At 35.5% G+C, this 12,433-nt stretch carries 10 protein-coding genes; 9 read left to right on the top strand and 1 reads right to left on the bottom strand.

The annotated features are described in order from the left end of the window. The first annotated feature begins 12 nt into the window (after positions 1 to 12). The 8 genes from I5M07_RS06290 to I5M07_RS06255 all read left to right on the top strand — a co-directional run bounded on the left by I5M07_RS06290 (position 13) and on the right by I5M07_RS06255 (position 7,904). Positions 13 to 954 carry a ribose-phosphate pyrophosphokinase gene (locus I5M07_RS06290; protein ID WP_200105369.1) on the top strand — a complete coding sequence of 314 codons (942 nt, stop codon included), beginning with the start codon at positions 13 to 15 and terminating at the stop codon, positions 952 to 954. A gap of 115 nt (positions 955 to 1,069) precedes the next feature. Beyond that, positions 1,070 to 1,684, top strand: a complete 615-nt coding sequence (locus tag I5M07_RS06285; protein WP_200105368.1) for a 50S ribosomal protein L25/general stress protein Ctc — start codon at positions 1,070 to 1,072, stop codon at positions 1,682 to 1,684. A gap of 422 nt (positions 1,685 to 2,106) precedes the next feature. After that, complete coding sequence (gene pth / locus I5M07_RS06280; RefSeq protein WP_200105367.1) at positions 2,107 to 2,727, top strand: aminoacyl-tRNA hydrolase; 621 nt, start codon at positions 2,107 to 2,109, stop codon at positions 2,725 to 2,727. A 136-nt stretch (positions 2,728 to 2,863) separates the two neighbouring features. Continuing rightward, complete coding sequence (locus tag I5M07_RS06275) at positions 2,864 to 3,472, top strand: superoxide dismutase (RefSeq protein ID WP_200105366.1); 609 nt, start codon at positions 2,864 to 2,866, stop codon at positions 3,470 to 3,472. Between the two features lie 92 nt (positions 3,473 to 3,564). After that, the gene (locus I5M07_RS06270) at positions 3,565 to 4,707 is read left to right on the top strand and encodes an aminotransferase class I/II-fold pyridoxal phosphate-dependent enzyme (protein ID WP_200105365.1); all 1,143 of its coding nucleotides are present in this window, start codon (positions 3,565 to 3,567) and stop codon (positions 4,705 to 4,707) included. A gap of 59 nt (positions 4,708 to 4,766) precedes the next feature. Further along, a complete protein-coding gene (bioD, locus tag I5M07_RS06265; protein ID WP_200105364.1) occupies positions 4,767 to 5,384 on the top strand; it encodes a dethiobiotin synthase in 618 nt (205 codons plus the stop codon). Between the two features lie 46 nt (positions 5,385 to 5,430). Further along, on the top strand, positions 5,431 to 6,702 hold the full coding sequence (bioA, locus tag I5M07_RS06260; RefSeq protein WP_200105363.1) for an adenosylmethionine--8-amino-7-oxononanoate transaminase: 1,272 nt from the start codon (positions 5,431 to 5,433) through the stop codon (positions 6,700 to 6,702). A gap of 44 nt (positions 6,703 to 6,746) precedes the next feature. Beyond that, complete coding sequence (locus tag I5M07_RS06255) at positions 6,747 to 7,904, top strand: beta-ketoacyl synthase N-terminal-like domain-containing protein (RefSeq protein WP_200105362.1); 1,158 nt, start codon at positions 6,747 to 6,749, stop codon at positions 7,902 to 7,904. A gap of 21 nt (positions 7,905 to 7,925) precedes the next feature. Here the strand turns inward: I5M07_RS06255 and I5M07_RS06250 are convergent, their stop codons facing one another. Further along, positions 7,926 to 8,405 (bottom strand): regulatory protein RecX, encoded by a 480-nt coding sequence (locus I5M07_RS06250; RefSeq protein ID WP_200105361.1) that lies wholly within the window; start codon positions 8,403 to 8,405, stop codon positions 7,926 to 7,928. Positions 8,406 to 8,592: 187 nt separating this feature from the next. Here I5M07_RS06250 and I5M07_RS06245 point away from each other — a divergent pair, with 187 nt between their 5' ends. Further along, complete coding sequence (locus I5M07_RS06245; RefSeq protein WP_200105360.1) at positions 8,593 to 12,429, top strand: calcium-binding protein; 3,837 nt, start codon at positions 8,593 to 8,595, stop codon at positions 12,427 to 12,429. Positions 12,430 to 12,433: the final 4 nt, after the last annotated feature.

Here is a 12,433-nt window from a genome sequence, read left to right as displayed (position 1 = left end):
CAACTAATTATAATGTCGCAACAAGAGCCAGAAGCAAAGGTATTTTCCTGTTCCAATAGCGTTTATCTTGCAGAGAAAATCGCAAAGCAATACGGAATTCCATTAGGAAAGGTTACTATGTCAACCTATAGTGATGGCGAATTTCAGCCTTCATACGAAGAATCAATAAGAGGTTTGCGTGTGTTTATCGTATGTTCAACATTTCCAACTTCCGATAATTTAATGGAGTTGTTGTTAATGATTGATGCGGCTAAACGTGCTTCGGCAAGACATATTACGGCGGTTATGCCTTATTTTGGTTGGGCTAGGCAAGATCGTAAAGACAAACCAAGGGTGCCAATTGGAGCGAAATTAGTAGCAAAACTATTGGAAGCCGCAGGCGCAACCCGAATCATGACTATGGATTTACACGCCGATCAGATTCAAGGGTTCTTTGAAAAACCAGTTGATCATCTTTTTGGTTCTACTATTTTCTTGCCTTACATTAAAAGCTTGAATTTAGATAATCTGACCATAGCATCGCCTGATATGGGAGGTTCAAAAAGAGCTTATGCCTATTCGAAATTTTTAGAATCGGACGTGGTAATTTGTTACAAACAACGAAAACAAGCCAATGTAATTGATACAATGGAATTGATTGGTGAGGTAAAAGGGCGTAACGTTATTTTGGTTGACGATATGATTGATACCGGTGGTACGTTGGCAAAAGCAGCCGATTTAATGATGGAAAAAGGAGCTTTAAGTGTGCGAGCAATTTGTACGCATCCTATTTTATCAGGAGGAGCTTATGAAAAAATAGAAAATTCAAAATTACTTGAATTGATTGTTACCGATTCTATTCCGTTAAAAAGAGAATCAAATAAAATTAGAGTTTTAAGTTGTGATTCGCTTTTTGCAGAAGTAATGCACATGGTTCACCACAACAACTCAATAAGCGGAAAATTTATAATGTAATAGCAAAACGCTTTAGGTTATAATTCTTAAAGTATTTTACTATTGCAAAAAAGCGTAACGCCTCGTGCCTAAAGCTTAAAACAATTTATATTATTAATAACTATATATTTTTACAATGAAATCGATTACAATTAAAGGATCAGAAAGAGAAAGCGTGGGCAAAGTTGCTACTAAAGCCTTACGTAATGCTGGAGCGGTTCCTTGCGTATTATACGGAGGAGATCAACCAGTTCATTTCTCTGCAGAAGTTGCTGCATTTAAAAACTTGGTTTACACTCCAAACGCTCACACAGTTGTGATCGAACTAGGAAACGGAAAATCATTCAACGCAATTTTACAAGATATCCAAGTACACCCAGTTACGGATAAAATTTTACACATTGACTTCTTCCAATTGTTTGACAACAAAGAAATTACTATGGAAGTTCCTGTGAAAATTGTTGGTACATCTAAAGGTGTTCTTGCTGGTGGTGTGTTGCGTTTGAACACTCGTAAATTAAAAGTAAAAGCAATTCCAGCTAACCTTCCTGATTTTGTTGAGGCTGATATTACACCTCTAGAAATGGGTAACAAATTATATGTTACTAAAGTTGGTAAGCCAGAATACAAAATTATGCACCCAGACAACACTGTTGTTTGTCAAGTGAGAATTTCTCGTGCGGCTATGAAAGCGGCTCAAGAAGCTGCAAAAGCTGCAAAAGGAGCTCCTGCAAAAGGAAAGAAAAAATAATTTTTTTCAAAATCCATTCAAAAGCATCAATCGAAAGGTTGGTGCTTTTTTTTGCAAAGATTCAAAGATTCAAAGTTGCAAAGATTCATAGTGACCAAGCGCATTAAAATCAATTTAAATCTGAGTTAGCAGTATGCCTTTCGTATCGAACTTTGGGCTCTTCAAACTTCGCTCCGAAAGAAAAAACGAGAAAAAAAATCCATTTAATTCTGTTTAAATTTGTGACATTGCTTGCCACTCCTAGCGCACTTCGCGTAAAACATTGCGACCATTGCGGTTAAAACTCCACATCAACCCCGTAACCCCTCCTTACACAAAGATTTCAGCACTCAATCCCAATTATCTAATTTTCTATTTATTACATTCTCTAATTATCGCCATAACCAATTGCCACATTTCCTAATTAAGTTTATTTTTGCAACATGATAAAATGGATTGCAAAACTGTTTTCATCAAAAGAAGAGAACACAGAGAATATGAAAAAATATTTAATCGTTGGTTTAGGAAATATTGGCGCCGAATATGTTAATACGCGTCATAATATAGGATTTAAAGTGCTTGATTTTTTGGCTCGAAAAGAAGGCCTTGATTTTCAAACAGTAAAATTGGGAGCCTTGGCCGAATACAAATTTAAAGGAAAAACTTTTTTATTGTTGAAACCCAATACCTATATGAATTTAAGTGGAAAGGCAGTAAAATATTGGATGGATAAAGAAAATATTCCGCTAGAAAATATTTTAGTCATAACCGACGATTTAAATTTGGCTTTTGGTACGATTCGAATTAAACCGAAAGGCAGTGATGGCGGACACAACGGTTTGAAGAATATCAATTTGGTTTTGAATACCCAAAATTATACCCGATTTCGATTTGGAATAAGTGATCAATTTAAAAAAGGACAACAAGTTGATTATGTTTTAGGAGAGTGGAATGAAGAAGAAAATGCAAAATTACCCGAACGACTTGAAACTTCTTCCGAAATTATAAAATCCTTTGGGACAGCAGGTCTCGAAAACACGATGACTTCCTTTAACGGGAAATAAACCGGCAATTTGTAACATTATTTAGAATAAGTTAGTAAGATTTAATCTTATTATAACAAAATACTATTTTAAATTCCGAACATAAATACTTAAATTTGGGAGTTAATTAATTTATAAATCAAATAAAAACTATATCATGGCTTTTGAATTACCACAATTACCTTATGCATATGATGCATTAGAACCACATATTGATGCAAGAACAATGGAAATCCACCATAGTAAACATCATAATGCGTATACAACCAACTTAAATGCTGCTATTGCAGGAACAGATTTAGAAGGTAAAACAATCGAGAACATTTTAATCAACTTAGACAAATCAAATGCTGCTGTTCGTAACAACGGTGGCGGATTTTACAATCACAATTTGTTTTGGACAGTTATGGCACCAAACGGTGGTGGTTTGCCAACAGGTGAATTAGCTGCTGCTATTGATGCTTCTTTTGGAAGTTTTGAAGAGTTTAAAGCTAAATTCGCTAAAGCGGGTGCAACACAATTTGGTTCAGGATGGGCTTGGTTATGTGTTAAGGAAGGCGGAAAATTAGACGTTTGTGGAACACCAAACCAAGATAATCCATTAATGCCAGAAGTAGGTTGTGGTGGAACTCCAATCTTAGGAATGGATGTTTGGGAACACGCTTACTACTTAAATTACCAAAACAGAAGACCCGATTATATCGAGGCTTTCTTTAACGTAATTAATTGGACAGAAGTGGCAAGAAGATTTGCTTCTGAAAAATAAGAATACGATTTTATTCCTAAAAACCCGATACAATTAAAAAGGTATCGGGTTTTTTGTTTTGGCTATTTTACTTTTAATGTACCTTTGCCTTTATGAAAATTCCCGAAAATCTGAATCAAAAATTGTTACAACGTCAAGAATCCCAAGCCTTGCGGTCGTTGCCAAAAGTAAATTCTGGAATTGATTTTGCTTCAAACGATTATCTTGGTTTTTCTCAAAACGAAACTATTTTTGATAATACACACGAGTTTTTAAAACAATCGAATTGCAAACAAAACGGAGCAACAGGTTCAAGATTGCTTTCGGGAAATCATTTTTTATACGAGTTAACCGAGCAAAAAATAGCTGAATTTCATCAAGTAGAATCGGCTTTGTTATTTAATTCGGGTTACGACGCCAACGTGGGTTTTTTTAGCGCAGTGCCACAACGAAATGAAATCATTTTGTTTGACGAATTGGTACATGCCTCAATCCGTGATGGCATTTCGCTTTCTAAAGCCAGATCCTATAAATTTTCGCACAATGATTTGGAAGATTTGGAACGCTTGTTTTTAAAGTTTTCCGTTCAAAAAACCGCAATATTTGTAGCTACCGAAAGTGTTTTTTCTATGGATGGCGATTCGCCGAATTTAGAAGAATTGGTTTTGTTGTGCGAAAAGTACCAAGCTTATTTAATAGTAGATGAAGCGCATGCTTTGGGGGTTTTTGGCAATAAGGGTGATGGTTTGGTGCAAATGTTAGGGTTGCAAAATCGCGTGTTTGCACAAATTATGACCTTTGGAAAAGGCTTGGGTTGTCACGGAGCTGCCGTGCTTGGAAGTTCGGAATTGAGTACTTTTTTAGTCAATTTTGCTCGAAGTTTTATTTATACCACGGGATTGTCACCACATGCTGTTGCAACCATTTTGATGGCTTACCAGCAATTGGAATCCGAAAAAGAGGCACTTCAACAATTGCGCGAAAACATTCTTTATTTTAATCAGCAAAAAAAAATATTGGGTTTGCAGCCTTTGGTTGTCCGCAGTAAATCGGCCATTCAATCCGCTATTATTCCTGGGAATTCGAAAGTGAAAGCAGTAGCGAAACAATTGCAAAATGCCGGTTTTGATGTAAAAGCAATTTTATCACCAACTGTTCCCGAAGGTCAAGAAAGACTCCGATTTTGTTTACACGCTTACAATTCAAAAGCGGAAATCGAGACCGTTTTAATGCTTTTGCAAAGTTGTATTTACTAATTTAGTTTTCTATCGATAAGAAAAAATAGTATTGAAGAATTTTTAAATAATCTAAAAAAATGAAACTTTTTATAACTGGAATTTCTACAGATGTGGGAAAAACGATTACTTCGGCCATTTTGGTGGAAGCACTCGAAGCAGATTATTGGAAACCTATTCAGTCGGGCGATTTGGATTTTGACGATACACAAAAAGTAAAATCCAGAATATCGAATACCAAGTCGATATTTCATCCAAATAGTTATGCCTTACAAACGCCAGCTAGTCCGCATTTAGCAGCCGAAATAGATGGAGTTGCAATCGATATAAATCAAATTCAACCTCCCAAAACCGAAAATCATTTGGTAATTGAAGGAGCAGGTGGTTTGTTTGTGCCGCTTAATAATTCGGAATTTATTATTGATTTAATTCAGCCCGATTATAAAGTGATTGTGGTTTCGCGGCATTATTTAGGAAGTATCAATCATACTATTTTGACAGTAAAAGCACTTCAAAGCAGAGGTTTGGATGTGGCCGGAATTGTTTTTAGTGGCGACGAAAATAAATCGACCGAATCGTTTATTTTAAATTCTACCCAAATCAAATGCATTGGTCGGATTGACGAAGAGCCTTATTTTGATCAAAATGTAATAAAAGAATATGCTGATTTATTTAGAGATTCATTATTGAATTTATAAGAAAATAGAATATAAACCTAAGTAACAGGATTTTTATCTTTGCCAAATGACTTCAACAGAAAAAGACCGCCAATACCTTTGGCATCCGTACACACAGCATAAAACGGCACAACCGCCCATTACCATTATTCGTGGAGAAGGCGCTATGTTATGGGATGAAAATAACAAACCTTATATAGATGCCATTGCTTCTTGGTGGGTTAATCCGTTTGGGCATTCCAATCGTTTTATTGCCGATGCCATTTACAAGCAATTAACCACTTTAGAACATGTTTTATTTGGCGGATTCACACATGAGCCTGCTATTGAAGTGGCGGAAAAGTTGATAGAAATTTTGCCCAATAACCAACAAAAAATCTTTTTTTCGGACAATGGTTCTACGGCTGTTGAAGTGGCTATAAAAGTGGCTCTGCAATATTTTTTTAATAAGGGCGAAAAACGAACGACCATTATTGCCTTTGAAGATGCTTTTCACGGAGACACTTTTGCGGCTATGGCAGCAAGCGGAATTTCCTTTTATACACAAGCTTTTCAAGGCATGTTTATCGACGTGGTGCGTATTCCGGTTCCTATAAAAGGAAAAGAGCTAGAAAGTTTTAATGCATTGAAAAATGTTATTGAGAATAATATTTGTGCGGGTTTTATTTTTGAACCTTTAGTGCAAGGAGCGGCCGGAATGGTAATGTATGCTCCTGATGCATTGTCGACTTTAATCGAGATTTGCCACAAAAATGGAGTGTTGACTATTGCTGATGAAGTGATGACTGGATTTGGTAAAACCGGAAAAAACTTTGCCATGGATTATGTAAAGGCCCAACCAGATATGATGTGTTTATCCAAAGCATTAACGGGAGGAACCATTCCGATGGCTATCACGACATTTACGCAAACTTTATTTGATGCTTTTTATAGCGATGATATTAACAAAGCCTTGTTTCATGGGCATACTTTTACTGCTAATCCTACAGGTTGCGCAGCCGCATTGGCGAGTATAGAATTGTTGCAAAAACCCGAAATGCAAGCGAATATCGAACGTGTAAATCAAATGCATTTACAATTTCAGCAAAAGGTAAAACAACATCCAAAAGTAAAAACGACTCGAGTATTGGGTGTTATTTTTGCTTTAGAAATTCAGTCCAATTCTGCCGAAAGTTACTACGGATCAATGCGTACCAAATTGTATGATTTTTTTATTGAAAAAGGCGTGATTTTGCGTCCGGTTGGTAATATTGTGTACATTTTGCCCCCTTATATCATCACTAACGAACAATTACAAGAAGTTTATACTATTATAGAAGAAGCCATCGAAATGGTTTAGCTTTTCATTTTACTTGATTAACTTTGCCAAAAAATAACCAAAACGTGTCTAAAATTGCTATTACTTCCTTTGCTTCTATTTCTCCATTAGGAAATTCGGCTTCTCAAATTTGGGAAAATTATAAAAAAGAAGAGCCTTGTTTTTCGGAACAATTTTTAGATGGAAGTCCAACTATTGTGGGATCTTTAGATGAAAATTCCGTTAATTTAATTGAAGAAATCAGACAGAGTGATTCGAATTATAAAGAGGTAGACCCGTCGGTTTTGTATGCGTTGTATGTGTCTCGGTTGGCGGTAAAAAAAGCAGGATGGCATTCAGGCCATGATTTCGGAATTAATATTGGATCTTCAAGAGGGGCAACTTTTTTATTCGAAAAATATTTTAAAAGTTATTTAGAAAGCGGAAAAGCGCAAACATTAGCCTCGCCAACCACCACTTTAGGTAATATTTCTTCGTGGATAGCACACGATTTACAAACCAATGGGCCGGAAATTTCACATTCTATTACCTGTTCAACTGCTTTACATGCTTTATTAAATGGTGTGGCGTGGTTGCGATCCAGGATGGCAAATCGATTTTTGGTTGGGGGAAGTGAAGCACCTCTTACCGATTTTACTATTGCCCAAATGCGTGCTTTGAAAATTTATTCACGAGCCAGTTTGCAGGAGAAGTTTCCAAATCAGGCACTCGATTTAAATAAAAACGTAAATACGATGATATTGGGAGAAGGTGCTGCAGTTTGTTGTTTAGAATCGGGAACTCCCGAAAATGCTATTGCTTATATTGAGGAGGTGGGCTATGCAACAGAAATTTTAGAGCACAACATTTCCATTTCTGCAGAGGCAACTTGTTTTCAAAAATCAATGAAAATGGCACTTAAAAATACACCAATCGAAGCAGTGGATGTTGTGGTGATGCATGCTCCTGGAACTATTAAAGGCGATTTAACCGAGTACAAGGCCATTCAAAAAATATTTGGTTCTTCTTTACCTTTATTGACTTCTAACAAATGGAAAATAGGCCATACTTTTGGTGCTTCGGGCTTGTTGAGTTTAGAATTCGCTTTACTCATGTTGCAGAATAACGAGTTTATAGGTGTTCCTTTTTTAGAACAAATACAAACCAAACCAATACAAACTATTTTAGTAAATGCCGTTGGTTTTGGAGGAAATGCCGTCAGTGTTTTATTGACAAAAGCATAACTTTAAACTGAATTTTGAAAATTATTTTTCGTCTTGACTTTCCAAAAAGCGTGCTTTTTCATAAATAAGGTCGCTTTCGTATCCTTTTCGCAGTAAAGCATCGCAAAACTTTTTTCGTTTTTTTATTTTGTTTTTTTCTTGAATGCTCTCCCAAGTTTTTAGCGAAACAGCTTCAAAAGTCGCTTCATAATCGTCGGCTGTAATTTCTTTTAAAGCTTGTGTAATGTTGTAGCTGGAAATATGGCGCAACTTCAATTCGTTTACAATTCGCACTTTACCCCATTGTTTTATGCGGTGTTTTCCTCTGGCAAAGCTACAAGCAAAGCGCGTTTCATTCAAAAAATTGTCGGCAATGAGTTTTACCATAACATCATCAATTTCTTCAGTTGTAAGTTTAAAGGTTCTTAATTTTTGAATTACCTCGTCGTGACAACGATCTTGATACGCACAAAAATGCTCAATTTTTTGTTGTACTTCTTTAATGCTGTAAGGTATATTCATTTTAAAAGGTTTGAAAATTTAAAAGTAAGCATTGTTTTTAAAAGTATAAAGCGATATTTTTTTGTAAGAAAAATCACTAAATCACGGTATTGTGATAATTGTAGTCCTCATTTATTTTTGAGTCGATTTTTAACTGGCTTATTGTCAGTTTTTTAGTCTTTTTTGAAATTAAATTAAACATCTGCTATTGAAAAACAATTACTTTTTATTCGTTTTACTTTTTTCGTTGAGTATAATCTATGCGCAACAAGGTAAGTTAGATATTCGTTTTAACACCAAAGACGACGGACTTTTAGGAGATGGTTTTGATGGAACCGTAAACGCCATATCGTTATATTCCGATAACAAATTGTTGGTGGGAGGAAATTTCAACAATTTTAATGGTACACCAGCCGCTAAAATTTGTCGTTTGGATAGCGAAGGTCAAATTGATGCCTCTTTTTTATCGGGTTCTGGTTTTAATGAAAATGTTTATTGTATGTTGCCTTTATCGAATGGACATACCCTAATTGGAGGCAATTTCACGACTTACAATGGGAAAACGGTTTCGAAATTGGTTAAAATTGATGCCAACGGAAATTTAGATGAATCGTTTTCAACTAAATTAGGTGACATTGTTAAAGGAATTATCTATTCTCTAGCTGAAGATAACGAGGGAAAAATTATTATTGTAGGAAGTTTCGATAAAATTAACACAACCTCGATTAACAGAGTTGCCCGATTACTGCCCGATGGAACTTTGGATACCTCTTTTTTGATAGGGAAGGGCGCATCTCTTCTAACTAAAGCAATAGCAATTCAGCCAGATAATAAAATTTTATTAGGCGGCAATTTTGATACTTTTTCAGGGGAAAGCAAGAGTAAATTGGTTCGATTACATTCTGATGGAACCATTGATAACAGTTTTACTATAGGAACAGGTTTTAATGAGGAAGTTGAAGATTTAGTGATACAGCCCGATGGGAAAATCTTGGTAGGCGGTAATTTTACGACATATAACAATATTGCTGCAAATAAGATAATCCGATTAAATATCGATGGAACTATTGATAACAGTTTTGCATCAGGATCGGGTTTTGATAAAGGAATTGTTTATAAAATAGCTTTGGATGGAAATGGTAATATTCTGGTTGGCGGTAGTTTTAACGGCAATTATGATGGCATCAAAGTAAATAGATTGCTGATGCTTCAAGACAATGGTAAAATAAAATCAGAATTTGACATTGCCGATGGGCCTAGCGCTGCTCTTAGTGATATTGCACATGATCAAAATGGGTTTTGGTATTTAGGAGGTAATTTTACAACTTATGACGGTTTAAACCAAGGCAGGGTCACCAAAATAAACGAATTTGGCGCACTTGAAGATGGTTATTTAACGCCGAATGTAGGTTTTAATTTGCCCGTTTACAGAGTTCTTCCTTTACCTGATAAAAAGGTTTTGGTAGGAGGGAGTTTTAAGAAATTTAATGGCACTTCGACTACTTCTTTGGTTTGTTTAGAGGAAGATGGTACAATGGATTCAAATTTCAATGCAAAAACTTCAGGTGTAGATAATGTGGTTCGCGCTATGTTGCAATTGCCGGATGAAAAAATACTAGTGGGAGGGGCTTTTAAAACGTATAACGGAGTCAATGTCGGAAGAATAGTAGCCATTAACGCAGATGGAACTCTTGATAATTCGATACATTTTGGGACAGGTTTTAATAATCACGTTTATTGCATCGCCCGACAAAGTGACGGTAAATTTATAATTGGCGGTAATTTTACTTCTTTTAATAATGAAGCAGCTAATCACATAATTCGGTTAAATAGCGATGGAAGCAGGGATACTTCATTTAATTGTTTAGGCACAGATAAAATTATTGAAGAAATCCTGATACAACCTGATGGTAAAATAATTGTTGTGGGCAGATTTGGAACCTTTAACGACGCTACGAGTTCTAGAATGGTGCGCTTAAACGAAAACGGTTCAACCGATACTTCCTTTAATGTGGGGACTGGTTTTGGTAATAATATTTATGCTGCTGCTTTACAACCCGATGGCAAAATAATTGTGGGCGGTTCTTTTACAACATATATGGGTTTTAACCAAAAAAAAATAGCCCGTTTGAATTCCGATGGTTCGCTGGATGCATCCTTTAGTATTGGTGCTGGTTTTAGTAAAGGTGATTTACGTTCAATAATACTTCAAAAAGATGGGAAAATAGTAGTAGGAGGTACTTTTACCGGAACTTACAGTAGTAAAGAAGTTTCTCGGTTACTACGTCTAAAAAGCGATGGAAAGATAGATGAATCGTTTTCGGCAAATTTGAATGGAACTTTGTACACAATGGCCTTTACAGCAGATAATAAACTTATGATTGGCGGTAATTTTAATTCGGTTTCCGGAAAAGCCAAACATCGAATTGCACGATTGCGATTGTGTATAAACAGTTCTGAATATAATGGAAATTGGTCCAACCAAACAGCTACGGATGGCATGGAATTAACTTTTAATCAAGATTTTCAAATATCGCAAAATCTCAACGCTTGCTCTTGTAAAATTGCTGAAGGAAAAAAAATTACCATAGCCGAAGAAAAAACACTGTCGCTGGATTTTGATTTATCAGGTTTGGGAACTTTAATTTTGCAAAACAAAGCTAGTTTGTACCAAGACGATAATGAAGTGGTTAATTCGGGTAAAATTATAGCCGAAAAAAAATCGACACCGATGAAAAATTTCGATTATACGTATTGGTCTTCTCCAGTTGCTAATCAAAATTTTAAAGCGCTTTCACCAAATACATATCCTACCAATTATTACTATTGGAATAACGGTTGGATTTTTTGGACAGGAATTATGAAGCCTGGTAAAGGATATATTTGTACCGTTCCAAGACCCGGAAATTATACAAATGGCGAAAAAGCTTTTGAAGCCAATTCGCTAACCTATGAACAACCGGTAAAGTTTGAAGGAATTCCGAATAACGGAATTATTCTCGGAGAAACTACAGTTGCCAATCGATTTCATTTGGTTGGGAATCCGTATCCTTCGGCTATCAGTGCCAATGAATTTCTCGATAAAAATCCGTTTTTATTTGGTACAATTTATTTATGGACTCACGATACGCCATTACAACTCAAGCAAAATGTTAAGGTTTATAATGCTGCCGATTATGCTCTCTACAACAGAACAGGCTCGACTATTACAGGGCCAAAGGGAGTTGTGCCAACGGGTAAAATTGCTTCGGGACAAGGCTTTTTTGTTTCGGCAAAAGCACCCGGAACCGTATTTTTTTCGAATGAAATGCGAGTTAAAAATCAGAATAACTTGTTTTTTAAAAGAACGGAAATTACTTCAAAAACAACAAATAATACGGTAAAGTTATGGCTTGATTTAACCAATAGTCAAGGTGCTTTTAAACAACTTTTGATAGGTTACGTTCCTGGGGCTACCAACGAATTTGACGATGATTATGACGGGATAAGTTTTAACGGTAACACCTTTATCAATTTTTTCTCTATTGCCAACGAAAAAAAATATACCATTCAAGGGAGGCAGCATCCTTTTACTCTTTCCGACGAAATTGAACTGGGTTATACTTCGGAAATTGAAGGAGCTTTTAGTATAACTATTCATGATTTAGAAGGATTTTCGAACCAAGATGCGGTTTTTTTAGAAGATAAACTATTGCATCGGGAACACAATCTTCAAAAGGGGAGTTATAATTTTGAAACCAGTAAAGGAACTTTTACAGATCGATTTGTATTGCGATTTCAGTCTAATTTGAATTTAAATGAGATTGAAAAAAAGGAAAGTATTGTAGTATATAGCAAAGAAAAATCAATCTGGTTTTCTTCTGAAAAGGAAGCAATTAAGGAGGTTTTTATTTATGATTTGAGTGGTAAACTATTGTTTTGTAAAAAAGAAATTTATACAAACGAATACAATTGGAATTTTAAAACCAAACTTCCTGCAGTTGTGCTAAGTAAAATGAAATTAGAAACCAATAAAGTAGTTACACAAAAAGTGATACTGAATTAAAAAA

It is taken from the genome of Flavobacterium agrisoli (assembly GCF_016522065.1).
GTDB lineage: Bacteria > Bacteroidota > Bacteroidia > Flavobacteriales > Flavobacteriaceae > Flavobacterium > Flavobacterium agrisoli.
The sequence above is the reverse complement of the archived record's forward strand: the minus strand, read 5'-3'. Positions and strand labels throughout refer to the sequence as shown.